22 protein-coding genes are annotated in these 25,845 nt (G+C 73.6%); 11 read left to right on the forward strand and 11 right to left on the reverse strand.

Translation table 11 applies throughout. The features are described 5' to 3' along the window. Positions 1–29: 29 nt before the first annotated feature. Entirely contained in the window at positions 30–1,850 is a 1,821-nt protein-coding gene (locus IE278_RS10805; protein WP_189771140.1) for a glycoside hydrolase family 15 protein, read from the reverse strand. 199 nt (positions 1,851–2,049) lie between these two features. On the opposite strand from IE278_RS10805, the gene IE278_RS10810 reads away from it, so the two are divergent. Beyond that, positions 2,050–3,021: a hypothetical protein gene (locus tag IE278_RS10810; protein WP_189771141.1), complete on the forward strand. Its 972-nt coding sequence runs from the start codon at positions 2,050–2,052 to the stop codon at positions 3,019–3,021. Between the two features lie 22 nt (positions 3,022–3,043). On the opposite strand, the gene IE278_RS10815 is transcribed toward IE278_RS10810, so the two are convergent. Beyond that, entirely contained in the window at positions 3,044–5,125 is a 2,082-nt protein-coding gene (locus tag IE278_RS10815; protein WP_189771142.1) for an AfsR/SARP family transcriptional regulator, read from the reverse strand. Positions 5,126–5,410: 285 nt separating this feature from the next. Here IE278_RS10815 and IE278_RS10820 point away from each other — a divergent pair, with 285 nt between their 5' ends. From IE278_RS10820 to IE278_RS10830, 3 genes are all read left to right on the forward strand, one after another. Then, complete coding sequence (locus IE278_RS10820) at positions 5,411–6,304, forward strand: alpha/beta fold hydrolase (RefSeq protein ID WP_189771144.1); 894 nt, start codon at positions 5,411–5,413, stop codon at positions 6,302–6,304. Between the two features lie 161 nt (positions 6,305–6,465). Further along, positions 6,466–7,299 (forward strand): class I SAM-dependent methyltransferase, encoded by an 834-nt coding sequence (locus IE278_RS10825; RefSeq protein WP_189771146.1) that lies wholly within the window; start codon positions 6,466–6,468, stop codon positions 7,297–7,299. Between the two features lie 154 nt (positions 7,300–7,453). Then, positions 7,454–7,876, forward strand: a complete 423-nt coding sequence (locus IE278_RS10830; protein WP_189771148.1) for a luciferase domain-containing protein — start codon at positions 7,454–7,456, stop codon at positions 7,874–7,876. 248 nt (positions 7,877–8,124) lie between these two features. Here the strand turns inward: IE278_RS10830 and IE278_RS42915 are convergent, their stop codons facing one another. Next, the gene (locus IE278_RS42915) at positions 8,125–9,033 is read right to left on the reverse strand and encodes a L,D-transpeptidase (protein ID WP_189771151.1); all 909 of its coding nucleotides are present in this window, start codon (positions 9,031–9,033) and stop codon (positions 8,125–8,127) included. After that, positions 9,023–9,532 (reverse strand): SigE family RNA polymerase sigma factor, encoded by a 510-nt coding sequence (locus IE278_RS10840; protein ID WP_189771153.1) that lies wholly within the window; start codon positions 9,530–9,532, stop codon positions 9,023–9,025. The genes IE278_RS42915 and IE278_RS10840 overlap by 11 nt, the downstream gene beginning before the upstream one ends. 185 nt (positions 9,533–9,717) lie before the next feature. Here IE278_RS10840 and IE278_RS10845 point away from each other — a divergent pair, with 185 nt between their 5' ends. From IE278_RS10845 to IE278_RS10855, 3 genes are all read left to right on the forward strand, one after another. Beyond that, complete coding sequence (locus tag IE278_RS10845; protein ID WP_189771155.1) at positions 9,718–10,851, forward strand: sigma factor-like helix-turn-helix DNA-binding protein; 1,134 nt, start codon at positions 9,718–9,720, stop codon at positions 10,849–10,851. Further along, positions 10,848–12,626 (forward strand): transglycosylase domain-containing protein, encoded by a 1,779-nt coding sequence (locus IE278_RS10850; RefSeq protein ID WP_189771157.1) that lies wholly within the window; start codon positions 10,848–10,850, stop codon positions 12,624–12,626. The genes IE278_RS10845 and IE278_RS10850 overlap by 4 nt, the downstream gene beginning before the upstream one ends. 166 nt (positions 12,627–12,792) lie before the next feature. Beyond that, entirely contained in the window at positions 12,793–14,595 is a 1,803-nt protein-coding gene (locus tag IE278_RS10855) for a SpoIIE family protein phosphatase (RefSeq protein WP_189771159.1), read from the forward strand. A gap of 50 nt (positions 14,596–14,645) precedes the next feature. On the opposite strand, the gene IE278_RS10860 is transcribed toward IE278_RS10855, so the two are convergent. Genes IE278_RS10860 through IE278_RS10870 form a run of 3 tightly spaced genes read right to left on the reverse strand, consistent with a single transcriptional unit; the run spans position 14,646 to position 17,051 of the window. Further along, entirely contained in the window at positions 14,646–15,212 is a 567-nt protein-coding gene (locus IE278_RS10860; protein WP_189771161.1) for a hypothetical protein, read from the reverse strand. 55 nt (positions 15,213–15,267) lie between these two features. After that, positions 15,268–16,044, reverse strand: coding sequence for a TIGR03943 family putative permease subunit (locus IE278_RS10865; RefSeq protein ID WP_246570247.1), 777 nt, complete (start codon positions 16,042–16,044; stop codon positions 15,268–15,270). Next, complete coding sequence (locus IE278_RS10870; RefSeq protein ID WP_189771163.1) at positions 16,041–17,051, reverse strand: permease; 1,011 nt, start codon at positions 17,049–17,051, stop codon at positions 16,041–16,043. The genes IE278_RS10865 and IE278_RS10870 overlap by 4 nt, the downstream gene beginning before the upstream one ends. A 422-nt stretch (positions 17,052–17,473) precedes the next feature. Here IE278_RS10870 and IE278_RS10875 point away from each other — a divergent pair, with 422 nt between their 5' ends. Both IE278_RS10875 and IE278_RS10880 read left to right on the forward strand, forming a co-directional pair. Continuing rightward, positions 17,474–18,817, forward strand: a complete 1,344-nt coding sequence (locus tag IE278_RS10875; RefSeq protein ID WP_189771165.1) for a helix-turn-helix domain-containing protein — start codon at positions 17,474–17,476, stop codon at positions 18,815–18,817. Positions 18,818–18,879: 62 nt separating this feature from the next. Beyond that, positions 18,880–19,203, forward strand: a complete 324-nt coding sequence (locus IE278_RS10880) for a DUF6401 family natural product biosynthesis protein (protein ID WP_189771167.1) — start codon at positions 18,880–18,882, stop codon at positions 19,201–19,203. A gap of 195 nt (positions 19,204–19,398) precedes the next feature. Here the strand turns inward: IE278_RS10880 and IE278_RS10885 are convergent, their stop codons facing one another. After that, the gene (locus tag IE278_RS10885) at positions 19,399–20,193 is read right to left on the reverse strand and encodes a mechanosensitive ion channel family protein (RefSeq protein ID WP_189771169.1); all 795 of its coding nucleotides are present in this window, start codon (positions 20,191–20,193) and stop codon (positions 19,399–19,401) included. A gap of 114 nt (positions 20,194–20,307) precedes the next feature. Here IE278_RS10885 and IE278_RS10890 point away from each other — a divergent pair, with 114 nt between their 5' ends. Further along, positions 20,308–21,600: an amidohydrolase gene (locus tag IE278_RS10890; protein ID WP_189771171.1), complete on the forward strand. Its 1,293-nt coding sequence runs from the start codon at positions 20,308–20,310 to the stop codon at positions 21,598–21,600. 24 nt (positions 21,601–21,624) lie between these two features. Here the strand turns inward: IE278_RS10890 and IE278_RS10895 are convergent, their stop codons facing one another. Together IE278_RS10895 and IE278_RS10900 are read right to left on the reverse strand one after the other, a co-directional pair. Continuing rightward, on the reverse strand, positions 21,625–22,872 hold the full coding sequence (locus IE278_RS10895) for a hypothetical protein (protein ID WP_189771173.1): 1,248 nt from the start codon (positions 22,870–22,872) through the stop codon (positions 21,625–21,627). Between the two features lie 190 nt (positions 22,873–23,062). Then, complete coding sequence (locus IE278_RS10900; RefSeq protein ID WP_189771175.1) at positions 23,063–24,235, reverse strand: PP2C family protein-serine/threonine phosphatase; 1,173 nt, start codon at positions 24,233–24,235, stop codon at positions 23,063–23,065. A gap of 567 nt (positions 24,236–24,802) precedes the next feature. On the opposite strand from IE278_RS10900, the gene IE278_RS10905 reads away from it, so the two are divergent. After that, complete coding sequence (locus IE278_RS10905) at positions 24,803–25,219, forward strand: hypothetical protein (RefSeq protein WP_246570248.1); 417 nt, start codon at positions 24,803–24,805, stop codon at positions 25,217–25,219. A gap of 94 nt (positions 25,220–25,313) precedes the next feature. On the opposite strand, the gene IE278_RS10910 is transcribed toward IE278_RS10905, so the two are convergent. Continuing rightward, complete coding sequence (locus tag IE278_RS10910; RefSeq protein WP_189771177.1) at positions 25,314–25,751, reverse strand: SH3 domain-containing protein; 438 nt, start codon at positions 25,749–25,751, stop codon at positions 25,314–25,316. Between the last annotated feature and the right edge of the window lie 94 nt (positions 25,752–25,845).

Below are 25,845 nucleotides of genomic sequence, written 5' to 3' on the forward strand. Positions count from 1 at the left end.
GCAGAAGACGCCTGGGATTCACCGCCACTTCACAGAACAAGTTTTCCCGGCCGGCCGGGCGCGTGGCGGTCGAGTTCGTAGGCCGCTCTGATGAGGGGCACATGTGTGAACGCCTGGGGGAAGTTGCCCAGTTGGCGCCCGGCGACGGGGTCGTACTCCTCCGCCAGCAGGCCGACGTCGTTGCGCAGGAGCAGCAGCCGTTCGAAGAGGGTCCGGGCCTCGTCCTCGCGGCCGGTCAGCCGCAGGGCGTCCGCCAGCCAGAAGGAGCAGGCGAGGAAGGCGCCCTCGCCGCCGGTGAGGCCGTCGGGGCCGCCGGTTCCGCCGGCGTTCGTCGAGTAGCGGCGGACCAGGCCGTCGTCGGTCGCCAGCTCGCGTTCGACGGCGGCGACCGTCCCGACCACCCGCGGATCGTCCGGCGGCAGGAAACCGGTGCGCGGGATGAGGAGCAGCGCCGCGTCGAGCGCCCGCGAACCGTAGGACTGCGTGAACGTGCCGCGCGCCGGGTCGAAGCCCCGCTCGCAGACCTCCCGGTGGATACGGTCCCGGATCTCCCGCCAGTGGGCGACGGGCCCCGGGCGTCCGTGGTCCTCGGCGAGGCGGACCGCGCGGTCGAAGGCGACCCAGCACATGACCTTGGAGTGGACGTGGTGGCGGGGTTCGCCGCGCATCTCCCACAGGCCCTGGTCGGGCCGGGACCACACCTTCTCCAGATGGTCGAGCACGGCCCGCTGGAGCGCGATGAGATGCCGTTGGGGCCGCAGCCCCGAGCTGAGGGTCAGGGCGAGAGTGTCCATCAACTCGCCCGGCACGTCGAGTTGTTGCTGAACTGCGGCGCCGTTGCCGATCCGCACCGGCCGCGAACCCTCGTACCCGGGCAGCCAGTCCGCCGTCCACTCGGTGAGTCTGCGCTCGCCGCCGATGCCGTACATGATCTGGATGTCCTGCGGGCGGCCGGCCACGGCCCGTTCCAGCCAGCCGCGCCAGGCGTCCGCCTCGGCGGTGAAGCCGCTGCGCAGCAGGGCCTCCAGGGTCATACCGGCGTCGCGCAGCCAGCAGTAGCGGTAGTCCCAGTTGCGTACCCCGCCGGGCTGTTCGGGCAGGGAGGTGGTCGGCGCGGCGACGATCCCGCCGGTCGGCTCGTAGGTGAGGGCCTTGAGGGTGATGAGGGACCGTACGACCGCCGCACGGTAGGTGCCGTCGTACGTGAAGGGCTTCAGCCAGTCGCTCCAGTACTCCTCGGTGCGGCGCAGCGCCTCGAAGGGGTCCACGGGGCCGGGGGCGGGCAGGTGGGAGGGCTGCCAGGTCAGGACGGACGGGATGCGTTCGCCCGCGGTGACGGTGAAGTCGGCGGTGTGGGCGTGGCCGTGCGCGGTCAGCGGGACGGGCGTGGACAGCCGTACCGCCTCGGGTCCGGCGACCCCGGTGAGCTGCCCGTGCTCGCGGTGCATCCAGGGCACCACGCTCCCGTACCCGAAGCGCAGCCGCAGGTCCATGCGCAGGTCGACCGTGCCGGACACGCCCTCGACGATCCGTACGACGCTGGGGGCGCCGTCGCGGCGCGGCATGAAGTCGACGACGGTCGCCCGGCCGGTGTCCGTCTCCCACTCGGTCTCCAGGACGAGGGAGTCCCCGCGGTAGCGGCGGGTGGCGGCCGGGGCGACGGGGTCGTCGTACGCGGCCACCGGGGCGATCCGCCAGCGGCCGTTGTCCTCGTCGCCGAGCAGCGCGGCGAAGCAGGCGGGGGAGTCGAAGCGGGGCAGGCACAGCCAGTCGAGGCTGCCGTCGCGGCCGACGAGGGCTGCGGTCAGCAGGTCCCCGACGAGGGCGTAGTCCTCGATCCGTCCCGGCATGGGGCCAGTCTGGCCGCGGTGCCGGGCGGGGGCATCCCGAAAACCGGGCGAAGGGCATCGCGACGGCGGCTCGCAGACCTGCCCGTGGGCGGCTCCCGGCTCACCCGGTCGGCCCGGTGCGCTGGTGGGAGGTGCCGGGCGGTGGTGCCGTGGGAGGGATCCGGAAGATCCCTGTCGTCGGGAGCCGTAGGAGGCATCCGTGCTGAACCGTCCGCCCCGCCGTCACCGGCGTACCGTCCCCGCCCTCGCGCCGGCCCTCGTCCCGGTCCTGGCGGTGGCCGCGCTGCTCACGACGGCCGGATGCTCGGGCGGCGGCGGAAGCGGTGCCGGGGCCGCGGACGAAGCGGCGGCCTCCGCCTCCGCCGCGGCCGCGCGGGCCCCCTCGCCCTCCCCGTCGGTCACCGTCGCGCACACGCTCACCGAGGCGCAGGCGAAGTCGGCGCTGGTCACCCCCGCGGACCTCGGCGACGACTGGACGGGGACCGAGGGCGCGGCGACCTGGCGGGACGCCCTCCTCAAGGGCAAGGCGGACGTCACCGACTGCCAGCGGCTGCTCGACGGCCTGTACGCCGAGAACCTGCTGGGCGAGCCCGCCGGATCCCGCGCGGCGGCCGGCTTCGACGACACCGACGCCGGGGCGCAGCTGCGGTACCAGGTCGGGGCGTACGACCGGGCGGCGCTCGACTCCTCGCTGGCCTGGCTGAAGACGGTGCCCGAGACCTGCGGGCAGTTCACGGCCACGGATGTCAGGGGCGGGCAGTTCACGGTCCGGGCCGTCGCCGCGCCGCTGCCCGGGCTGGGCGAGGCGAGTGAGGGGCTGCGGGTGACCGTGAGCGGCGACGGCGGCGGGTGGCCCGCCGTGCTCACCCTGGACTTCGCCGCCGTACGGGTCGGCGACAGCGCGCTCTCCCTCACCGACGGCGGGCTCGACGACGTGGACGCCGAGGACGTCCGGCGGGCCGCCGAGGCCGGTACGCGGCGCCTGGAGGAGGTCCTGGCCGGCCGGACACCGGCGGCGGCGCTCTCGGCACCGGCTTCCGCGTCGGACTCGGCTGCGGTTCCCGCCCCGGACGCGGACGCGGACATGGACGCGGAGTCGGATCAGCCGTCCGTGCAGCCTTCCGAGCAGAGCGGCGACGAGGACGAGCCGGACGCCGACGAGCTGAGCTGACCGGCGACCGCGGGGATGGCGGTCATCGCCGGTCGGTGAGGTACCGCTCGACCGGGCCCAGGGTGAGCAACCCGCTGCCCGCGCCCGCGAGTTCGGCGGCGGCGGGGCGCAGGCGGTCGCGGGCGCGTTCCAGTGCGGCACGGTCACCGAGGCGGCGGGCGGCCTCGGCCTCCAGCGCGCAGCAGGCCTCGTACAGGAGGTCGTGCGAGGGCTCCGGGAGGGCGCTCAGGGCGGTACGGGCCTCGGTGCGGCGGCCCGCTTCGAGCAGCGTGAACGGCTCGGCCCAGGGGTGGTAGGGGCCCCCGTCGGGCCGGGGGCCCTGGCCCGGTTCCGGGGCCGGATCCACCGGATGGCCGTGGGTCACGCGCAGGCAGAGGAGGGCGAGGGGGAGGAGGCCGCGTTCCAGGCCGGGCATTCCCGCGCCTTCCAGACGGGTGGCGGCGGCGCGGTAGGCCTCCTCCGCGGCGGCCGGCTGCCCGGTCGCGCTGAGGCGCAGCGCTCCGTACCACTCGGTGAAGACGCCCACGAGGGGTAGTTCGTGGCGTTCGGCGAGGCGGTCCGCGGTGGCCGCGTGGTGGTCCGCCGCGTCGAGGTCGCCGAGTGCCGCGCGGGCCTGGAGGCGGATGAGGTGGCCGAGGACCTCGTAGGTCACCAGGCCGTGGCGGGCGGACAGTTCGACGAGTTCGGCGCCGATCGCGTCGCGCCGCGGGGCGAGGCCCGCGCGGGTGCAGGACTGCATGAACGTGCCGTTGAGCGCGAAGGCCAGCAGGGCGGGGTCGTCGAGGCGGCGGGCGAGCGTTTCCGCCTCCCGGGCGGCCTCGGGGCCGCGCCGGCCGGTCGCGCCGCGGGTCTCCAGGGCGATGGTGGCCAGGAGGCGGCAGCGGGCCGGGGCGTGCGCGGGGGTGCCGGGCGGCAGGGCTTCGAGGGTTCGTTCGGCGGCGGCCACGATGTGGGCGGCGGCCGTGGGGTCGTCCGCGCGGGTCCAGATCGCCGGGACGTCGTACGCGCCGATCACCCGGGCGGTCAGCTCCGGGTCGGCGAACTCCTCCGCCGCGGCGATGGCCGCCGTGCGGTGGCGGCGGGCTTCCGCGAGGCCCGCGCCGCCGGTGACCGCGAGGTTGCGGAGCAGGCCGATGGTGGAGTGGAGACGGGTGCGGGCGCCGCCGGCGACGGTGCGGTGGTAGGCCGCGGCGGCCTGGGTCCACAGCTGGGCTGTTCCGTTCGTCGCGGTGTCGGGTGCGGGTTGTGGGGGCTGGGTGCGCCGTTCCCCGCGCCCCTGGGTGAGTGGGGGCTGGGGCGGATTGTCGGGTGCGGGTTGTGAGGGGTGGTCTAGGTGGGGGGCATGGGTGAGGATGTCGGATTGTAGGTGGCGGAGGTGGGGGGACGGGTCCACTCCTAGTTGGTTCGCCAGGACCGTGCGTGCTCTGCGGAGGACCGCCAGGGCGTCTCCCTGGCGGTGCTGGCGGTAGAGGGCCAGGGCCAGCAGGCGCCAGGCGTTCTCCCGCCAGGGGTGGTCCGTGAGGTGGGCGTCCAGGTCGGGGACCGCGTCGGCGGGGCGGCCCAGGGCGAGCAGGGTCTCGGCACGGCGTTCCACGGCCTGGAGGCGCAGCTCAGCTAGTCGGGCCCGTTCGGCGCGGGACCAGTCCTCCCCGGCGAACTCGGCGTACGCCGGGCCCCGCCACCAGCCCAGAGCCTCCTCCAGGGTGGAGAGCGCCGCCGGGGCGGGCAGGTCGGCCGCCCCCGCGAGTGCCGCCTCGAACCGCCAGGCGTCCACCGTGTCCGGCGCGGCACGCAACGCGTATCCGGGGCCGTCGGTGACCAGCAGCCGGGCCGGGGTGCGGGGTGGCCGGTCCGGTTCCAGGGCGCGGCGCAGGGCCGCCACGAAGGTCTGAACGGCGCCAACGGCTCCGGCGGGCGGCTCCGTCCACAGGTCCTCGACCAGCCGGGCGACGGGCACCACCCTGCGGCGGGCCACGATCAGCCGGGCCAGCACGGCCCGGTGCCGCGGCCCCTTCAGGGCAAGCTCCCGCCCGTCCCCGTCCCCGGCCCCGGCCCCGGCGAACGCGACGGTAGGCCCGAGCACCCCGAACACGACGCCCACCATCCGCTCCTCACCTGCCCTACCCGGCCCACCTGGCCTTTCGCACCCGTCAACGCTACTGCGCCCACACCGCTGATCCCCGCTGATCCCCCGCTGATTCAAGCCCTCCAAGCTGAACCCAACAATCCACCCCGCCCCCACTCACCCAGGGGCGCGGGGAACTGCGCACTTCAACCCCCACGACCCGCACTGGACGACCCAGCCCCACCCCCACCGCCCTTCAGGGGCGCGGGGAACGGCGCACCTCAGCCCCACCCACCCGCACCCGGCACCCCCCGGAGGACCCCCATGACGAACCCGCGCCCCACAATCCCCGGCTTCGCACACCACCGCGTCCCCGCCTCCGACGGCATCGAGCTGAACGTCGCCGTAGGAGGCGCAGCCACCGGAACCCCCGTCGTCCTCCTCCACGGCTTCCCGCAGACCCACCTCATGTGGCGCCACGTCGCACCGAAGCTCGCGGCCGAGCACACCGTCATCTGCCCCGACCTCCGCGGCTACGGCGCGAGCGACAAGCCCGCCGACCCCGACGGCACCGCGTACGCGAAGCGCACGATGGCCGCGGACGTCGTCGCGGTGGCGAAGGCGCTGGGCCACGAGCGTTTCGCGCTGGTCGGCCACGACCGCGGCGCCCTCGTCGCGATCCGCGCCGGCCTCGACCACCCGGAGACGGTCACCCACCTCGCCTCCCTCGACGTCCTGCCGACGCTCGACATGTGGGAGGTGATGCGCGGGACGTCGGCGGCGATCGGCTTCCACCTCTATCTCATGGCCCAACCGCCCGGCCTGCCGGAGCAGTTGATCGGCGCGAGCCCCGACGCGTTCTTCGGTCACTTCCTGGACGTCTGGACGCGCGACCCGGCGGCCGTACCGCCGGACGTCCGCGCCGCCTACCTCGCGGCGTCCGGCGCGGCCGTCCCGTCCATCGTCGCGGACTACCGCGCTTCGGCGGGCGTCGACGTCACGCACGACCGCGCCGACCGCGAGGCCGGCAACCGGCTGCGGATGCCGGTGAGCGTGCTCCAGCAGGACTGGGGCGCCGCCCTCGGTTTCGACGCCGCCGCGCTGTGGTCCGCGTGGGCCGACGACCTGCGGCACAGCACCGTCTCGTGCGGCCACTTCATGGCCGAGGAGGCCCCCGACGTGGTCGTCGAGGCGATACGGGACCTGCTGCGCAGGTGACGCGACGCCGACACGACGCCGGCACTACGCGGCACCACGCTGACGCGACGCGAGGGGCTGCCAACCTCAAACCGCTCGGTTAGCTTGCCTTGGGAGACCTGCCCCGCGCGGCCGACCGGAAAGCCGACCGGACAAGAGGGTCGGTGGAAAGGAGTGGGCCGGTGGACAAGCGCAGGCCCCGACTCGGCGAGGTCCAGGAGACCCTGCTCATCCCCCTCTACGCCCGTGCGGTGGAGACGCGTAAAGCGCACGGCCTGCTCAGCGATCCACAGGCTGTGGAGATGGTCGACTCCCTGGACTACGACTTCTCCCGTTTCGACGGCGCGCGCAGCCTGCTCGGGGCGAACCTGCGCACACTGCTCTTCGACCAGTGGGTACGGGAGTTCCTGGAACGGCACCCCGCCGGCACGGTCGTGGAGATCGGCACGGGCCTCAACACCCGGTTCGAGCGGCTCGACAACGGCACGGTCCACTGGTTCGACCTCGACCTGCCCGATGTGATCGCCCTGCGGCGGGGTTTCTTCAAGGACACGGACCGGCGGCACATGCTCTCCGCCTCGGTCACGGACCCGCAGTGGATGGAACAGGTGCGGGGCACCAGCCCCGGCCCGTACTTCCTGGTCGCCGAGGCGGTACTGGTCTATCTGGAGGCGGAGTTGGTCCGTTCGGTGTTCCAGCAGGTCGGCGAGGAGCTGCCCGGCGCCCGCTTCGCCCTGGAGACGGCCGCGTCCCGCGTGGTGGACGCCCAGGACAGCCACGACGTGCTCGCCCAGGTGACGGCCCGGATGCGCTGGAGCTGCGACAACCCCGGCGCGCTCGAACAGTGGGAGCCGGGCCTCACCCTCGCGGACTCCCGCACCCTGGCGCACCTGCCGGCCCCGGTCGCGCACCGGCTGCCCCTGCGCTACCGCCTCCTGCTCCCGGTCGTGGCGACGCTCAGGCGCCGGGACATCGAGGCGTACCGCTGCAACCTGTTCCGGTTCGCCGGGGACTAGAGGCGGCCCGGCGGGGCGGCTCGGCGGGGCGCTCCCCGGCAAGGGCGACACCGTTCACGGTCCCGGGGGTGATCGAGTAACCGGCCGTGCCGTGCGAGTAGTCGGAGGTTGCTGGGGGTGGTCCTCCAGGTGAAGCGTGCGCGAGGATGGGGTTATGACCGCGGCCCCTCGCGCCATTGCTCTTCTGGAGACCTGGCCGAATTTGGTAAGTGGCCCGCCCCGGTGCGCCGTTGGGCATGCCTTCGCTTCGGCGGGACACGAGATCGTCCACTTCCACTCCGACGACTCCGCCGACCTCTACCTCACACCCACGGCGGTCGAGCGCCTGCTTCCCCAACTCCTGCACGCCAGCGCGATCAGAGTCCGCCCCGGCGCCTCCTGGATCACCGTGCTCCTCGACTGCGACGCCGACGTCCAGCTTCTGCTGGGGCTGGTGAGTGTCGCGCTGAAGGAGCAGGGCGCGATCCCGCTGCGGCGCCCGACACCGGCCTGCGACTGGGAGCGTCCGGCGGTGGTCCCCGGGCCGCGCCCGGGAGCGGCCCGCCGCGTGGTGGACCGGCTCATGCCACACCACTGACAGCCACGGCAACGGCAGCCGTCCGTACGAGGCCACACCCGCTCCTCCCGAGAGAGGGAGGCACGCCAGGAGGAGGGGGTGGTCATCGGGAGGCAGTCGTGCGGACCTCCGTGGAACTGCCCCCACCCTCACGCCATGTCACCGCTCCTGCAACTAACGCGCAGTAAAGCTCACACCAGGACTTGGCCCGCAACGTCCCGGGGCCCGGTCTCAGGACCCGATCTCAGGGCCCCGTCTCCGGGCCCGGCTCAGGGCCTCGTGTCCCTGCCCCTGGCCGTCCCCGCCGACTCCTTCGCCCGCGCCTCGTCCGCCAATTCCTGCGCCCTCGCCGCATTGGTCGGATCCAGCGACGCCGGCGCAGTCTCCGTCCCCGTCCCCGCGGGCGAGACCTCCACACCGTCACCCGCCCGCGACGGCACGGGCTCCGTCGGCCGTGCCGTGGCCGTGGCCGTCCCCACCACCTCCACCACCGCTCCCGGCCTGAGCACCTTGTACAGCCACATCGCGTCCACGTTGCGCATACCGATCGCGCCGCCGGTGATGTCGTAGCTGCCGGGGGCCTTCTCGTCCCAGGTGAGGGCGAGGAGATAGTTCGTACGGTCGTCGGGGCCGCGCAGCCGCACCACCCAGGTCGCCTTGACCTCGTACGCGCTCCAGCCCGCCACCGGGCCCGACACCATCGCCTCCTTGTACTTGGCGGTGACCGTCATCAGCCCCGTCGGGGTGGGCGTCTTGCCCGCCCCGGCGGAGATGGGCAGGGTGCGGCCCTCGGCGGTCAGTTCACGCCGGTCGAGGTCCACCGTGGCGGCGACGACGACCGGAGAGGGCCTGGCGGTGGCGGGGGGCGTTTTCACGCCGTAACTGGCCGCGGGCGGAACCGACCGGGCACTTTCGCCATCAGTGAGCACCACGGCCAGGATCAGGGCCAGCGCGCCCGCCCCCGCCGTACCGACGGCGGCCAGCGAGGCCTTGCGGCGCCGGCGGCGGCGTACCGCACGACGGCGGATCTCCGCGCCCGGGACGGCCGCCGGTGTCTCGTGATCCTGGGCCAACTCGCGCAGAGCGACGGACAGTTCGGAGCGGTTCGAGCCGTCGCCGGGATCCTCGCCGGGGCCCTCGTGCCCGTACCGGCGGCCGGGCGTGAGCTCATCGGACACGGTCGTCCTCCCTCTCACCCAGTTCGTCGGCCTCGCCGAGCCGCCGTGCCAGCGCCGCCCGGCCACGGGACAGCCGGGCCTTGACCGTCCCTGTGGGCGCACCGGTTTCGGAGGCTACCTGTTCGACACTCAAGTCGCACAGATGGTGCAGAACGACAGCCATGCGCTGCGCCTCGGGCAGTTCCCGCAACGCGGCCACCAGCGCGGCCCGTTCGGGCCCCGGCCCCGGAGTGTGCTCCGGCGGCGGATTGCGGCGTACGAGTTCCAGCCAACGCCGGGCCCGCCGCCAACGGCTCACCGCGAGCCGCATCGCGACCGTACGTATCCAGGCCTCGGGTGCCCCGTCGGCGAGGAACTCCCGCCGCCGGTCCCAGGCCCGGACGAATGCCTCCTGGACGACGTCCTGCGCCTCACCGTGGTCACCGGTGAAGGCGTAGAGCTGCCCGGTCAGCCGGGGGAACGCGGCTGCGTAGAACCCGTCGAACTCGTCCTCGGTCATACCCCCCGCCACACCCCCTGCCGCTGTTCTCGGAAGTCCCGTGCAACCCGGCTGCCTCTGTCGTGCGTACAGGTCACGTACGTCACGTACGCAACACAGGTCGCGTAGGTCGCGTACATCGAAGCACAAGCACCGCGCAGGGCCGATCCGGAGGGAGTGGCGCGCATCGTCGCGCTCGACTGACCATGGACGACGACTTCACCGCCCGCGCCGGGGAGTACTGGCCCCGGCTCACGCGCACGGCCCGTCTGCTCACGGGGAACTCCGCCGACGCGGACAGACGCGCGAGAGCCGCGGTGGCGGAGGTCTACGCGCGGCGCCGACTCGCGGGCGACGACGCGGAGTTCTACGTGCGACGGGCACTGGTACGGGGCTTCCTGCGACGCCGGCCACGGCTGGTCGCCCGTCTCGGGCACTCCAAGCACTCCAAGCACTCCAGCTCCACGCCGGAGCCGTACGCGGCCGATCCGTTCGACCCGCTCACCGAGGTGCTGGCGGGTCTGCCGCCCCGTCGGCGGGCCGTGGCCGTGCTCCGGCACTGGGACGGTCTGACCCATCGCGAGATCGCAGCGCTCCTCAACTCCTCACGCGGGGCGGTGAAGGCGGTGGACCGCCGGGCGGAGAAGGCCCTGCGCGCCCATGCCGCACACCACGAAGGAATACGTGACCCGCAAGTCCCGGACCACGACGGCTCGTTCGAGGTCCCGCCGCTCCCCGCGCCCGCCATCGAGGCGGCCGGGCGCACGCTCCGCACGCGGCGCCGGCGCACCACCGCGGTGCTCACCTCCGTGGGCGCCCTGCTCCTCGTACCCCTGGTCGTGGGGGCGGTGCGCGGCACGGGAACCGGGTCCGGTGGCGTCACGGTCTCCGTGGAGAGGGCGGCGGTCCGTGTCGTGACACCCGGCGAACGGGTCGCCGCCGCGCCCGGTGTGCAGTTCTGGCTCTCCAAGGACGGCACGCACCTGTCGGCTCCGGGGCAGCCGAACCAGTTCCGTGACGTCGGGAAGGGTGAGGCCGGAAGTCCGGCGCTGACCCTCTGGGCGGACTCCACGACCGGGAAACGCATCTTCCTCTCCGGTGTCCACCGGGGCAGCCGCGAGGCGTCCCGCGTCGAAGTCCGCACCCCCGACGGCACGTTCGCCGCCCGGCTGCTCACCCTGGCGGGCTCCCCCGGCTGGTCCTCCTGGTACGTGGACACCCAGCTCACCGGCAGTGACGGCGCCGGCGCCGACACCGACGACACGTCCTCGCCAGGCATCACGGTGAAGGCCTACGACTCCGCCGGCAACCTTCTCGCACGGACGGACACCCCCTCATGAACGCCCGCCCGACCACCCGTGTGACCGGCCGCGACCTGCTGCGCCGCGGCGGCGCCCGCCTCCGCGGCATCGGCACGTTCCTGCGGCGGACACGGCTCCGCAGGCGCCGCACCCGCGTCCGCCGCCTGCGCCGCGTACTGGCCGCCCTGCTGACGCTGTTCCTTCTCGTGTGCGCCGCGGTCGTCGTCGCGTACCGCATGACGCCCATCCCCGAGCCGCATCCGGAGACCGTCAGCCAGAGCACGGTCTTCGTGGACACCGAGGGCGACTACCTCGGCAGGCGCGGACCGGTCGACCGCCAGGACATCTCCCTCAAGCAGGTCCCGCGGCACGTCCAGGACGCCGTGATCGCCGCGGAGAACCGCTCCTTCCGTACGGACTCGGGGGTCGCCCCGTCCGCGATCCTGCGGGCCGCGCTCGCGACGGTGACGGGCGGCGACCGCCAGGGCGGCTCCACGATCACGCAGCAGTACGTGAAGAACGCGCTGCTGACCCCCGAGCAGTCCCTCAAGCGCAAGGCGCACGAGGCCCTCATCGCCGTGAAAGTGGACCGCACGAGGGCCAAGGACGACATCCTGGCGGGCTACCTCAACACCGTGTACTTCGGCCGCGGCGCCGCCGGTGTCGAGTCGGCCGCGCGCAACTACTTCGGCATCGGCGCGCGCGACCTGACGGTCTCCCAGGGCGCCGCCCTCGCGTCGATCCTCAACCTGCCCTCGTACTACGAACGGGCGGGCGCGGACGCGAAGGTGACGGGGACGCTGGAGCGCCGCTGGGTGTGGGTGCTCGACGCGATGGCGGACTCGAAGGCGATCAGCGCCCGCGAGCGGGCCGCCGCCCGTTTCCCCGCCTTCCGCTTCTACCCGCCGGGCGGCACGAACGGCCAGCGCCAGTACCTGATCGACACGGCGTCCGCCGAGGCCGCCGACCGGCTCGGCATCTCGGAGGACCAGCTGGCGCGCGGCGGCTACAAGGTGCACACCACCTTCGACCTCGGCCTCCAGGACGAGACGGCGGAGCTGGTGCGCGAGCGGACGTCCCAGGCCGTCAAGGGCGCCCGGCTGCACACCGCCGTCGTCGCGACCGTGCCCGGCGACGGCGCGGTCCGGGTGCTCTACGGCGGGGCGGACTACGCCCACCAGCCGTTCAACGACGCCGTCGACGGGGCGGTCGAGGCGGGCACGGTCCTCGAACCGTTCGCCTACAAGGGCCTGCGGTTCGGCGACCCGCTGAGCGGACTCCTCAGGGAGACGGCTCCCACGCCGCTGCGCCTGAACGCGGCGTACGCCACGCTGGCCGCCGACGGCACGTACGCGGCCCCGTACACCGTCGCGAAGATCACCAAGGCGGGCCGTACCGTCCACACCGCACGTCCGAAGACGCGTACCGCGATGCACGGGAAGGAGGCGGCGGTGGTCACCGAGCTGCTGAACGTGCCGGGCGCCGAAGGGGGTGCGTTCGTGCCAGGCGCCGAGGACGGGGCCTTCGTACCGGCCAGGGCCGTGCCCGCCGGGCCGGTCGTGCACTCGGCGGGCGCGGGGAGCGGGCCCGGCACCCGGACTTCCTGGCGGAGCGTGTACTCGCCCCGGCTCGCCCTCACCCTCGCCCTGTTCGCCGAGCGCGGCGGGAAACCCGTCCGGGTCGCGGGCCTCACCGGCGACCTCCCGCCCGACGCGTACGCCGCGCTGACGGCGAACGAGGTCTGGCGCCTGGCCGGCTCCCCCGGCGGCCGAACCCCCGAACACCCCAAGCCCACGACGGCACCGGTGCCCTAGGGCGGGTGGCCCCCGGGGGCGGGCCGCTGATTCCGTCGCCGGGCCGCCGGGCCCGGCACCCCTGCCGCCGGGCCCGTCACCCGGACAGGTCAGTCCGTTGGTGGGGGTGGTGGGGGCGTGATGCTGTGGACGGGTGCCCGGTGAACAGGTTCGGCCCGACCCGCGCATGTTGCTGACCCAGGCGGAACTGGCGGCGCTCGCGGACGCCGTGCGCCGCTCCGAGAACGTGGGGGAGTCCGCGGAGCGGCTGCTCGGCGAGCTGACGCTGACCCGGCGGCTCCTCGACCACTGCCCGGCCGGTATCGCCGTGCTCGACAGCGAGCTGCGCTACCTCTACCTCAACGACGCGCTCGCCCGGCTCAACGGCGTCCCGGCCGCCGAGCACCTCGGCCGCCGGCTGCGGGACGTGCTGCCGGGCCTGGAGTCCTCGGAGCAACTGCTCGCGAAGGTGCTGCGTACGGGAGTTCCGCAGGTCGTCACGGTCGGCGGACAGACCCCTGCCGACACGGCGGACGACAACCGGTGGTGGCTGGGCGCCTACCACCGGCTGTCCGGACCGGCCGGAGAGGTCCTCGGCGTGGCCGCCGTCGTCATGGAGGTCACCGACGCGCTGCGCGGGCGCGAGGACCTCGTCCGGGCACGCAACCGCATGGCACTGCTCGACGAGGCGAACCGCAGCACCGGCGCGACCCTCGACCTCGGCCAGGCCTGTCAGGCGCTGGCCGACCTGCTGGTGCCGCGCTTCGCGGACTACGCGGCGGTGGACGTCGTGGACCCGGAGGGCACGCCCGAGGTGCCCTCGGACCGGTATCCGCTGCGGCTGCGCCGGATCGCGCTCGCCACCACACCGGAGCTGACGGAGGTGTCCTCGCCGCTCGGCCTCCTCGGCGAGTTCGTCGTGTACCGGGCCGGTTCGCCCATGGCCCACGTGCTGGCCGACCGGCGCCCGCTCGTCCTCACCCACCCGGCCGACGAGGCCATGCGCCAGTTCTCGGTGTCGTACGAACGCAAGGAGCACTTCCGCCGGATGGGCGCGCACTCCGGGATCTATCTGCCCCTCGCGGTCCACGACGAGCTGGTGGGCGCGGTGATCGTGTTCCGGGCCGGTGACTCCGCCCCCCTCACCGACGCGGACGCGGCACTCCTCGGCGACCTCACCGACCGGGCCGCCACGGGCATCGCGCACGCGGTCCGCTACACCCGCGAGCACGAGACGGCACTGGAGATGCAGCGGGCCTTCCTGAACACCCCGACCGTCACGGGCCCCGGTGTGGAGACCCTGGGCCGCTATCTGCCGGCGGGGGCGGGGGCGGAGGTCGGCGGCGACTGGTTCGACACGCTCGCGCTGCCCCACGGCCGCACCCTGCTGGTGGTGGGGGACGTCATGGGGCACGGGATCCGCGCGGCGGCCGCGATGAGCGAGTACCGCTCGGTGCTGCGCACCCTGGCCGTCCAGAGCAGCACCCCGGACTTCATCCTGCTCCAGGCCGAACGCACCGCGCTCACCCTGGAACTGGACCGGGTGGCGACCTGCCTGCTGGCCCTCCTCGACCCCCGCCGGGAATGCGCCACCTTCTCCAACGCCGGCCACGTCCCCCCGCTGCTCGTGGCCCCCGACGGCACCCGCACCCTGCTCGGCCTCCCGGTCTCGCCGCCCCTGGGCGTGGGCCTCGGCACCTTCTCGGCCACGACCGTCCCCGTCTCCCCCGGCTCGGTCCTCCTGCTGTGCACCGACGGCCTGATCGAACGCCGCGACCGCGACATCGAGACCGGCCTCACCACTCTGGCCGACCTCCCCATCGACCCGGCGGCCCCCCTCCCCGCCCTCCTGGAGACGGTCACCGCCCATCTGGACCCGGCCACCTCGGAGGACGACGTGGCCATCCTCCTGGCCCGCACCAGCCCGCCGCCCCCGCACACGGACCACCTGCCCTGGCTCCCCCAGGGCTGGATGCACGAACGGACCTGACGACCGGCCACAGTCACCGGCCACCGGCCATCACGAGCACCGCCACCGCTTCACGCCTCGACGATGATCGTGCCTATCGTCGAGTCCGGCCCCGGCCCCTGCGGACGGTCGACCTTCCACCAGCCCAGGACGTCCGGGTACTCCGGCTGGGGTATCGCACGGCCTTCGGCGGTCATCAGACGGCCCTGGTACGCCTGCGCGTAACGGGCCCGCACCGGGTACACGCCGGGTGCGTCGGGGACGACGAGGTCGCACGACACGTTCACCCACTCCGCCGGACCCGGGTTGTCCTCCGCCAACGCCTCGACGCTCGTACCGGCGTTGACCACCTTCACACCGCCCCCGCTGCGCTGCTTGCCGTTCCACACCGACGCCTGGGCCCGGTCCTCGCCCGCGAGTCCGACGATCACCTGGTTGACGGCGTTGCCGCACAGCGAACAGTCGTGCAGCACATCGAAAGCGAGCCGGTACGAACCGCCTCCCCGGACTCTCGCCACGGCACCCCCGCCGTCGATCCGCACGTCGCGGATCCTGAAGCGCGACGGCTCCACCATCTCCGTGCCAAAGGGGTGGGCCGTGGTCCGGTCGGCATCGCCGTGACTCGTCTTGTCGCTCATGTGCCAAGTGAACAGGGCACCACTGACAACGCGTCGGCCGTTCGGTGCGACCAGCTCAACGCTTCTCGTACGGGTCCGAAGGCGCCGTCGTCCTCTTCACCGACACGGCGTCCAGTACCGGGCGGGCCGCGTCCGTGCCGGGCCTGCCCGTGGGGTGCCAGGTGCCGGTGACCTTCACCCAGGTGTCGGCGGCCGGGGCGTCCGCGCCGCGCACCTCGACCTTGAGCGCCTGCGCGTCGGCGGCGCAGCAGGTGACGCGCAGCCGGGCCACGGACCAGGCACCGCCGTCGTCGCGGGTCACGAAGCCGGTCAGCCGGACCGTGCGCCCCTTCAAGGACGCGCCCGTGTCCCACTCCGCCCGCGAGGCGAACACCCCCAGGGTCAGGTCGAGGGGATCCCCTGCCGGGAGCTCCGGGAAGGTACCGGCCCCCTGCGCCGCGACCCGCGCCTCCTCCCGCTCCGCGCTGTACGAGCCGAGCGCGGGCGGCGGGAAGAGGAGGAGGGCGAGGGCGGGAGCGGTGAGCAGCCAGGCGATACGGGGGTTACGGGTGTGATCGTGACCCTCTCCCTCGACATGGCTGTCCTCCTCGCCCTCCCCCTCCTCCTCGTCCCACTCCCGGCCGTGGTCGCGGGTGAACAGGCCCAGCAGGCCGAGGGCGATCAGTGCCGCGCCGGAGACGACGAGGTAGGGGCGCAGGCCCTCCTTCACATAGCGCAGGTACAGCTCGCTGAAGAGCGCGATCCGGAGCAGCGCCGACCCGCACAGGATCAGCAGCACACCCTGCGGTCGCAGACGGAGGCGCAGCGGCGGCACGTGGAGACGGAGGCTCACAGCAGCCACCCGCCCACCAGCACGCTGCTCACCACGGCCACCACCCACGTCACCGACGAGAACCGCACCGCGAACGCCCGCCCGAAGGTCCCCGCCTGGAGGGCGACGAGCTTCAGGTCGACCATGGGTCCGACGACCATGAACGCCAGCCGGGCCGTCGGCGAGAACCCGGTCAGCGAGGCCGCCACGAAGGCGTCCGCCTCGGAGCACACGCACAGCACGACGGCGAGGACGGCGAGCAGCAGCACCGACAGCCAGGGCGAGCCGGTGAACACGTCGAGCAGGGACCGCGGCACCAGGATGTTGAAGGTCGCCGCGGCGGCCGCCCCCAGCACGAGGAAGCCCCCGGCGTGCAGGAAGTCGTGCTGCAGCCCGTCCCGGAAACCCCGCCACCCGCGTGCGGTGGCCGCCGGTCCACCGCCGCGCCGTACGGACGGCAGCCACTCCTCCCTGCCGAACCGCACCCACAGCCACCCCATCGCGACCGCGGTGGCGAGGGACGCGACGAGCCGGGCGCCGACCATGGCCGGATCTCCCGGGAAGGCGATGGACGTGGCGACGAGGACGACCGGGTTGATGGCGGGCGCGGAGAGCAGGAAGGCGAGCGCGGCGGCCGGCGCGACCCCGCGCCGCATCAGGCTGTCCGCGACGGGCACGGACGCGCACTCGCACCCCGGCAGCACGACGCCCGCCGCTCCGGCGACGGGCACGGCGAGCGCCGGGTTCTTCGGCAGGACGCGTCTGAAGACCCGCTCGGGCACGAAGGCCCCGATCGCCGCCGACACGACCGTGCCCAGCAGCAGGAAGGGGATGCCCTGCACGGCGACGGCGGTGAACACGGTCCACCAGGCGGCCATGGCGGGGGTGGCGAGATCGAGCACGACCATCGGCCCGAGCACCGATCCGACGGTGACGACGGCGAGCAACGCCACCCCACCGACCACCGCGTACACGAGCGCCCGGGCCGCCACCCGCACGCCGTCGGCTACATTCCGTCCGTTCTCCATACGAGAGAGCAGGCTAGCGACGGCACCTGTGCGTACCTGGGCGGGGCCTGTCAGGACCCCGTAGGGAAACGACAGCCGGGCGGAGCCCTCAGTGAGGCACTGCGTTGGCCGCACTCACAAGCGCGGCGAAAGCGACCACGGCCGCACCGAACGCCGCGATGAAACGACCCGGAAGGTAGCGCGTGGCAATGCGTCGGAACACGGCGACAACCTCGCAACGTCAACGTAGGCCAGCGTATTAAATGTGCTTCATCGTGCGCTTAACGCGCCGCTTAACCTAGGGCGTGTTCGCCTCCGGGGCAAGGGCGGCATTGAGCCGATCGAAGGCCTGTCCGAGCCTGTCCACAAGACTTAACTTGACCGTTTCAACAGGAAGTTGGATAGCGGACAGGTGTAAGTCGACTTACTGGCATGCTTACGCCATGGCCGAGCGCGACGACCCGGGAATCATCGGGCGCAGAGTGCAGCAACTGCGTACGGAACGCGGGCTGACACAGAAACAACTGGCGGAACCCGCCTACACCCCCGCGTACGTCTCCACGCTGGAGGCAGGACGCGTACGGCCCTCCGAGGAGGCACTGCGGCACATCGCCGAACGGCTCGGCATCGCCTACGAGGAACTGGCCACCGGGCGGCCCGCCCATCTCGCCACCGATCTGCGGCTGAGACTCACCGACGCCCAGCGGACCCTGGCGACCGGCGAGGCGGAGATCGCCGCCGAGCAGTACACCGCGCTGCTCGCCGAGGCGGAGGCGCACGGCCTGAACGCCGAGTGCGCCGCCGCGCTGCTCGGCCTCGGCGAGTGCGCCATGGACACCGGTGACCTGGCGACGGCCCGGCTGCGTTTCGAGGAGTCGGAGAAACGGCTCGCGGACGAACCGCTGCCCGTGCGCGTCCCGGCCCTGCGCGGCCGGGCGGTCTCGCACTACCTCGCGGGCGAACTCCGGTACGCCTGCTACCTGCTGGAATCCACCATCGACGAGCTGAACAAGGGCGGGCTGCACGACCCGGACGCCCTGCTGCTGCTCTACGCGGCGGTGATCGCGCCCTACATGGACATGGGGGCGCACGCGCGGGCGGCGCAGGCGGCGGAGTTCGCGCTCGCGCTGGCCCCGCAGGTCGGCGATCCGGCGCTGCTGGCGCGTATGCACCGGTCCGTCGCCCGGACGATGATCGCCGAGGGGCGGATGGCCGAGGCCGACGCGTCCCTGGGCAAGGCGGCGGAGCTGTACCGGCAGCTCCAGATCCGCACCGAGCTGGCCAACTGCCACTGGATGCGCGGATATCTGTACGCGCAGAACGGCGACCTGGAACGCGCCGAGAGCGAGTTGCGCGAGGCGCAGGCCATGCACTCCGCGCAGCGCGCCGCGCTCTACACCAGCCAGGTCGCGGTGGAACTCGCGGACGTGCTCCACCGGCGCGGCAAGTCGGAGGAGGCCGCGACCCTCCTGCACGGCGTACTGGGCGACCTCAGCTCGGAGCGCGGGGCCGTGCACTCCGCGGGCGCGCACCGGCTGCTCGGCATCATCGCGGAGGACGCCCGGGACACGGAGGCGGCCGAGGAGCACTACGTCCGCGCGCTCAGCCTGCTGGAGCGGGCGGGCGCGGCGGGCGACCTGGCCGACCTGTGCCGCCTCCTCGGCGACCTGCTGCGGCGTACGGGCCGGATAGACGCGGCGCTGGACGCGTACCGGACAGGTCTCGGTCACCGCACCGCGCCCGGCACGACGACCCTGGGCCCGGCGCCGGCCCACCCCCCGCTCTGATGTGACGGAAACCATCCCAAATCCCCCTCCTCGCACCACTCCGTCCGCTTTACGGTGGACGGATGTCGCCCCTGACCCCCCTCGTCGAGATCACCCGCGCGTACGCGCCTCGCTTCGCGGAGTTCGCGTTCGAGCCGGCGTTCACGGCGGCGGTGGACCAGCATGTGGCGGAGCTGCGCGAGCGGCTGATGGCGGCGGGGTCCGGTCTGGTCCCGCTGCCGCCGGACCGCGAGTCCCTCACGGACTACGCGCTCGGTTTCCTGGACGGGCTCGCGGAGACGGACTGGCGGGAGCCGGTGGGCCACGACTACGCGGTGTGCCGCCTGACGGCGATCACCTGGCTGGCCCACCACCACAACCTGATCCCACCCCAACGCGACCACTAGCCACCCGAGTCCATGCGGGGTCCGCTACCAGGTGCGGCCAGCGGATGCCGCCCGCGCAGTTCCCCGCGCCCCTGGAGGGGCGCGGGGAACTGCGCGGCCCACTCCGACCGGCCCGCACCCCACATCCGGGCCAGCCCTCAAAGGGGCGCGGGGAACGGCGCGCTCAGGCCCGCCGGGCAGCCGGGGGGACGGCCGTCACATGTCCAGCGTCGAGCCCCCGTCCGGACCCGCGGAGCGCTCCGTGCGTTCGCGAGCCGGCTGCCCCCGCAGCGCGTCGTCGCGCCCCGACTGGTACGCCGACATACTCCCCTTGGCGTTCATCGACTCCCGCTCGGCCGTCTCCAGCCACCGCTCCCACCGCTGCCGCATCGGCATGATCATGCCGCCGCCCACACCGACGATCAGGATGCCCGCCACGGCCGCGAGCGCCGCGTACAGGACCGGCTGCGTGACCGCCGTCGCGATGCCCGCCTGGCCGAGCGCCGCGATCACGCCCAGCGCGAGGATGCACGCCCACATCATGGTCGCGACCGTCTTCCCGTAGGAGACGGACGACAGCGCGCTGCCCACGATCGTGCGGACCCCGTTCGCGATGGCCATCGCGATCACCACGAGGACCACGGCGACGATGCCGCGCGGCAGCCAGGCCACGATCCCGTTGATCATCTCACTGACGGGGTTGGCGCCGAAGACGCCGAGCGCGAGCTGCAGCGTGATCAGCATCAGCGCGTAGTACACGATCTTGCAGACGATCCCCGTCATGTCGTACTTGGACTCGCTCAGCAGCCGTTCCGTGCCCGCCCGTTCCGACAGGCGCTCGGAGCCCGCCTTGCGCAGGACCCGGTCCAGGACGCGGGCGATCATCTTCGAGATGACCCAGCCGATCACCAGGATGACGAGGAACCCGATGAGTTTGGGGACGAATGTCGCGATCTTCGACCAGGCGTCGTCGAGCCCCTGGGTGAAGTTGATGGCGAGCGTGCCTGCCATGCCGCACTTCCTTCGGTGGGTGTCGTCCCCCTCCCTTGTGGATAGCAGCGACACCCGGCCACAACCGCGCTGAACACCGCCGTACGAGTGATACCCGCCGCATACGCTGCCCTCGTGACCTCTCCCACCCCCGCCCCCGCGCTCTCGGCCGCGGCCCGCACCGCCCTGGACCTCACCGCCGACCTCCCGCTGCCCGCCCTGGAGGACCTCTACCGGGACCTCCACCGGCACCCCGAGCTGTCGGCGCGCGAACACCGTACGGCCGGGATCCTCGCCGGACGTCTGCGCGAGGCCGGGTACGAGACGGCCGAGAACGTCGGCGGTACCGGCGGCCCGGGGGTCGTCGGGGTGCTGCGCAACGGCGACGGGCCCACCGTCCTGCTCCGCGGCGACATGGACGCGCTGCCGGTCACCGAGGAGACCGGGCTGCCGTACGCCTCCGAGACGCCCGGCGTCATGCACGCCTGCGGCCACGACCTGCACGTCACCTGGCTGACCGGCGCCGCCGACGCGCTGGCCGCCGGGCGGGACACCTGGTCCGGCACGCTCCTGGTGGTCGGGCAGCCCGCCGAGGAGACCGGTACGGGCGCCGCCGCAATGGTGGCGGACGGCCTGTACGAGCGTTTCCCGCGCCCGGACGTCCTGCTCGCCCAGCACGCGGCCCCCGGCCCGGCCGGGCTGTACGCGCACACGCCGGGCCTGATCATGTCGGCCTCCACGGACGTCGACATCGTCGTGCACGGGGTGGGCGGGCACGGCTCACGGCCCGAGGCGACCGTGGACCCGGTGGTGACGGCCGCGTACATCGTGACGCGGCTGCAGAGCGTCGTCTCGCGCGAGATCGCGGCCCGGGAGTCGGCCGTACTGACCGTGGGGCGCATCGAGGCGGGTACGCGGCACAACATCATCCCGTCCGAGGCGCGGATCTCCCTCAACCTCCGTACGCAGTCCGCGGAGGTACGGGAGCGGATGCTCGCCTCGGTCCGGCGTATCGCGGCGGGCGAGTGCGTGGCGGCTGGCTGCCCGCGCGAACCCACCGTGACGGTCGGCGGGGATTTCCCGGTGACGGTGAACGACGCGGACACCGACCGCCGGGTCGCGGCCGTGCACGGCGAGGTGTTCGGCGCGGGCACGGTTCTCGACTTCGGCCCGGTCATGGGCAGCGAGGACTTCCCGTTCCTCGCTGCGGGCGGCCCCGGCGGCGCGCTCCCGTACGCGTACTGGTTCGTGACGAGCACACCCGCGGAGGTCTGGAACGCGGCCGCCGCCGAGGCCGGTGACGATCTCCTGGAGCAACTCGCGGCCGTCCCCAGTAACCACAGCCCGCGCTTCGCCCCCGACCTGGCGACGGTCGGCCCCGGCGTACGGACGCTGGTGTCGGCCGCGCTGGAGATGCTCGCCCGCTGAACCCCGTCTCCTCACACCCCCGGGTCAGTGGGTCTGGAGCCGGCTGAGGTTGCGCCGGATGTCGTCCAGCGCGCCCTGCCGGCGTCCGGGAACCCGTCCGCGCAGGTCGGCCAGCGCAGGACCCAGCTCACGGGCCCGCGCCGAGTCGCCGATACGGCCCCACTGGTGGTGCGCCCGGTCCACGGCCGCCTCGACCCCGGGCGCGTCCGGCGGCTGCCCCGCGGTCAGCCGCGCGTCGGCCACCGCCAGCCAGATCCGGCAGCTCAGCTCGGCGTCGCCCGCGAACATGGCCAGGTCCGCCCGTACCTCCATCCAGTGCACGACCTCCTCGGCGCCCGGCCCGTACGTCCGCAGCGCGGTCCGCTCCCACCGCTCGGCCAGCGCGGCGGCCTCGGCGTGCCGGCCGTTCTGCACGGCGGCGGTGATCTCGGCGTGCGGATCGACCGGAGCGGGCTCGGGAACCGGCACCGCCACGGGCGGGCTCGCGGGCATCGGTACGGCGGCGAGGTAGGGCACGGGCGCGACGGGGTACGTAGGCGGCGCCGCGGGGTGCACGGGCGGCGCGGCGGCGGGTGCCGCCGCGTACCCGTGGGCCGTCGCCGGCCCCGGCATCGGGATCCCTGCCAGGTACCGGGGTTCGGCCGCGAGGACGAGGTCCCGGCGGGCGGAGTCCGGGTCCTCGGCGTACGAGCGGGTCAGCGCCTGCTGGTGGAGGTCCGCGAGCGGTGGACGGTGCCCGCTGCGCAGGATCGTGGCGAGGGACTTCATGTACGTGGGCACCGCGAGCGCGCGTCGCGGGGGAGGCGGCGCCACACGGCCGTACAGCGCGACTCCCGGGCCCCCGGTGAGGGGCTGGGCGGCCAGTTGCTGCCAGGTCTCCGCGTCAGTGTGCAGGTCGACGAGAAGGGTCGTACTGCCCGGGGCGCGCAGCCGCAGTTCCTCACGGATCCAGTGCCACGGGAAGCCGGTGTAGCGGACGGTCGCGGGGGTCGTCCGGGCGAGCGCCAGATGCGGGCGCCGCTGACGGCGGTCCAGTTGGAGCTGCCCGGTGAGGAAGACCGTCAGCGGGCCGGGGGCCGTGGCGGCGGCCCGCAGCCGGGTCAGGACCGCCTGCGGCTGCAGGGGGTCGGCGAGTTCGACGACGTTCGCGGTGTCCGTGCCGGAGAGCACGGAGGGGGCGACCGCGGCGAGTACGGGGAGCACGGAGGCGGCGTCGACGAGGCAGCCCCTGCCCACCGGTGACGCCGCGATCAGCAGTACGGTTCCGGGCATCGCCGTCTCCCTCCCCTTCGAATCCGCCTCGGCCTTCGATCACTACGGCAGCACGGTAACCGGTGCGGGTGCAAAGGGGGTTGTGGTGGGGGCGATAGGGGGTGGGTGATGCGGGTTTGTTCGACCTCCGCGGGTGGACGAGGACTGGTCGCACCCCACGGCGGAGCCGCCGATGTCACGGCCCCATGCCCTACGGCGACGGCCGCGCCGCTGCCGTGCGGACGGCGAAGATAGTCGTGTCGTCCACCAGATGGCCCGTGCTGTGGCGGAGGGTGCCTTCGCGGACCAGTTCCACCAGGTGGCGGGGGTGGGCGATACCGGGGTCGACGGAGACGGCCAGGGCGACGCGTTCGTGAAGCGGGAAGAAGACGCCTTCGGCGTCGCGCGCCTCGGTCACGCCGTCCGTGACGAGCAGCAGGGTCTCGTCGGGGGTGAAGGGCACCCGGTGGACCGGCGGGACGCCCGAGGCCGGGCCCGCGAGCCCGCCGAAACCGAGCGGCAGGCCGTCGCCGGGCGGCAGGGGACGCACCCCGGACGGGCCCACCGCCAGCGGGGGATCGTGCCCGAAGTTGACGACCTCGATGTGGCCGCCGGGCGCGCCGGGTGGCGGGAACCCGACGAGGACGGCGGTCGCGAACCGTTCCACGCCGCGGTCCGGTACCTCGCCGAGGTCCGCCACGTACTGCCGCTGGCGGCGCATCCGTACCTCCAGCCGTTCGGCGACGACGGCCAGGGACGCCTCGTGGTACGCCGCCTCGCGGAACGTGCCGAGCAGCGCGGCGGCGGCGTCGAGCGCGGGCAGGCCCTTGCCCTGCACGTCTCCGAGGAGGACGCGGGTGCCGTGCGGGCCCGGCTGGATGTCGTAGAAGTCGCCGCCGACGCGGGCCTCGCTGTCAGCGGCGAGGTAGACGGCCGCGTGGTCCAGGCCGGCCCAGGGGGTGGGCATCGGGCGCAGCACGGTACGGCGGGTCGTGTCGGCCACGTCCCGCATGTGCAGCATCCGCCGCTCCTCGCGTACGCGTACCGCGCAGGCCGTCGTCGCGAGGGCGCCGCCCACCGCGACGAGGATGAAGTCGGGCAGACCGGTCTGGTCCTGGTGCGGCCAGGCGGCGTCCACCTCGATGTACGTGACGAGGGCGAGGGCGGCGAAGACAGCCGTGCCTCGCACTCCGCAGATGGCCGCCGCGATGCCGGGAACGAGGACGATCCAGGAGATGATCCTGAACTCGCCCGAGGTGTTGCTGTCGATCACGGCGATCGCGATGAGGAGGAGCAGTGGGGGTGCCCAGGCGACGCTGCGTCCGCGTACGCGAAGCAGTTGCTGCCGCTGGGGCCGCGTTTCCTGCTCCGCGCCGCCGCTCATCCGCCCAGCGAAGCACGCACGCGCGCCCACCGCACGCCGGGGTTCCCGGCTCCGCCGACACTCCCTCTCTCCTGCGACCTGCGGTCCCGCGGGGGGGGGCGGACAGGTCGGTTCCCCGCACGTGACTTCCCCCCTGCGGCGGCGTCGCGGCTGAGCGCGCAGTTCCCCGCGCCCCTGAAAAACGGGGCTACGCCCCCGCACGCTTGCAGGGACGCGGGGAACTGCGCGACCGGCCCCGGCTTCGGCTTTCAGGGGCGCGGGGAACTGCGCACCTCCCGGCCTCGGCCTTTAGGGGCGCGGGGAACTGCGCAAACCCCCCACCCAACCGGCACCCGACAACGAGACCGGGGCGCAGCCCCACCCCAAAGGGGCGCGGGGAACTGCGCGGCCAGCCCTCACCGGGCCCGCACTCAAGGGCAGGCCCGGGGCGCAGCCCCGCCTTGAAGGGGCGCGGGGAACTGCGCAGAACGGCCCCCGCCGGGGCGCGGGCAACGACCACGACTTGCCGTCCCCTCCCCCCAGGTGTGCCCTGGAAGGCAGGGGCGAGGAAGAGAGAGGAGTGCTGTCATGGCTCAAGCGGCACCCACGTCAACCGCACATCCCGGACCGGCAAGGTCAAGGCCGTCCACCCACCACCCCGCCGTCAAGGCGAAACTCGCACTGCCCGCACTCGGCGGCATCATCTACGGCCTGTGGACCTCCGGCATAGCCCGCCACGCAGGCCCGATCACCGGCTGGAACGTCCTCCTGGGCGTGCTCGCGGCCCTCGCGTTCGCCGCTGCGGCCTACGCCGTCCACACCGTCGCCCCCCGCCTCCCACGCGAACTGCGCGCAGCCGCCTGGGCGGCGTTCGCGGGCATCTCGTTCGGCTTCATCTACAGCCTCACGGACGCCGGCGTCCTCAAGACCGTGGGCCTGTCCCTCGTGATCACGGCGGGCGTCTTCGCGATGGTCTTCTACCGCTACTACACGACCGAGGACTGACCCCGGCCCGCCGACAGCGACGGCGACCGTGACCGTGACCAAGCCGAGCGGGGCCCCGGCTGCAACGCCGGGGCCCCGTTCTCCTCGGGCTCGCTCACTGCCCGCCGGGCACCCACTCCCAGCCGGAGTCCGAGGCGTCGGTGTCGTGCCACCGCTCCTTCCACGCCCCCTCGTAGAGGTCGGAGCACTTCGGCACACCCTCTCCGCCGAGGTCGACGAACGCCGCGCTCGCCCAGCCCCGCGCCCCGACGAGCCAGTACCAGTGCGGGTTGCCGAAGACGTGCGAGCCCCGCGCGACGCACGCGACCCGGTCCTGACTGCCGGGCGAGAGCCGGTCGACGACAGCCGAGCCGGTGTGGGGACGGTCCCGCACCTTCAGGTCGCCGCGGGAGACGACGGTCCCCCACACGGGATCGCCGCCACGGCGGTCGCCGCGGTCGCCCGCGGTCGCCGTACCCGCGGCCGCGACGGTCAGCACACCGCCGCTGACCAGGGCGGTTCCAAGGATTCTGAGAGCCAGGGTGACGCGCATGATCGGCCTCCTCTCCCCTGATCCAGGTAACACCCGTTCGGGTCAACCCTCCACCGGAGGCCCCGCCCCCGCGGTCCCCCACCGCCCCACCGAT

This window comes from Streptomyces tauricus, from assembly GCF_014650955.1.
Lineage (GTDB): Bacteria > Actinomycetota > Actinomycetes > Streptomycetales > Streptomycetaceae > Streptomyces > Streptomyces tauricus.

Bases quoted from the DNA above. Each gene is read 5' to 3' on its own strand.
- IE278_RS10805 (WP_189771140.1), bottom strand. From the start codon at position 1,850: ATGCCGGGACGGATCGAGGACTACGCCCTCGTCGGGGACCTGCTGACC.
- IE278_RS10815 (WP_189771142.1), bottom strand. From the start codon at position 5,125: ATGGTGGGCGTCGTGTTCGGGGTGCTCGGGCCTACCGTCGCGTTCGCC.
- IE278_RS10910 (WP_189771177.1), bottom strand. From the start codon at position 25,751: ATGCGCGTCACCCTGGCTCTCAGAATCCTTGGAACCGCCCTGGTCAGC.
- IE278_RS10900 (WP_189771175.1), bottom strand. From the start codon at position 24,235: ATGAGCGGCGGCGCGGAGCAGGAAACGCGGCCCCAGCGGCAGCAACTG.
- IE278_RS10840 (WP_189771153.1), bottom strand. From the start codon at position 9,532: ATGACCGAGGACGAGTTCGACGGGTTCTACGCAGCCGCGTTCCCCCGG.
- IE278_RS10895 (WP_189771173.1), bottom strand. From the start codon at position 22,872: ATGCCCGGAACCGTACTGCTGATCGCGGCGTCACCGGTGGGCAGGGGC.
- IE278_RS10845 (WP_189771155.1), top strand. From the start codon at position 9,718: ATGGACGACGACTTCACCGCCCGCGCCGGGGAGTACTGGCCCCGGCTC.
- IE278_RS10870 (WP_189771163.1), bottom strand. From the start codon at position 17,051: ATGGAGAACGGACGGAATGTAGCCGACGGCGTGCGGGTGGCGGCCCGG.
- IE278_RS10850 (WP_189771157.1), top strand. From the start codon at position 10,848: ATGAACGCCCGCCCGACCACCCGTGTGACCGGCCGCGACCTGCTGCGC.
- IE278_RS10880 (WP_189771167.1), top strand. From the start codon at position 18,880: ATGTCGCCCCTGACCCCCCTCGTCGAGATCACCCGCGCGTACGCGCCT.
- IE278_RS10820 (WP_189771144.1), top strand. From the start codon at position 5,411: ATGACGAACCCGCGCCCCACAATCCCCGGCTTCGCACACCACCGCGTC.
- IE278_RS10885 (WP_189771169.1), bottom strand. From the start codon at position 20,193: ATGGCAGGCACGCTCGCCATCAACTTCACCCAGGGGCTCGACGACGCC.
- IE278_RS10875 (WP_189771165.1), top strand. From the start codon at position 17,474: ATGGCCGAGCGCGACGACCCGGGAATCATCGGGCGCAGAGTGCAGCAA.
- IE278_RS10905 (WP_246570248.1), top strand. From the start codon at position 24,803: ATGGCTCAAGCGGCACCCACGTCAACCGCACATCCCGGACCGGCAAGG.
- IE278_RS10860 (WP_189771161.1), bottom strand. From the start codon at position 15,212: ATGAGCGACAAGACGAGTCACGGCGATGCCGACCGGACCACGGCCCAC.
- IE278_RS10830 (WP_189771148.1), top strand. From the start codon at position 7,454: ATGACCGCGGCCCCTCGCGCCATTGCTCTTCTGGAGACCTGGCCGAAT.
- IE278_RS10855 (WP_189771159.1), top strand. From the start codon at position 12,793: ATGTTGCTGACCCAGGCGGAACTGGCGGCGCTCGCGGACGCCGTGCGC.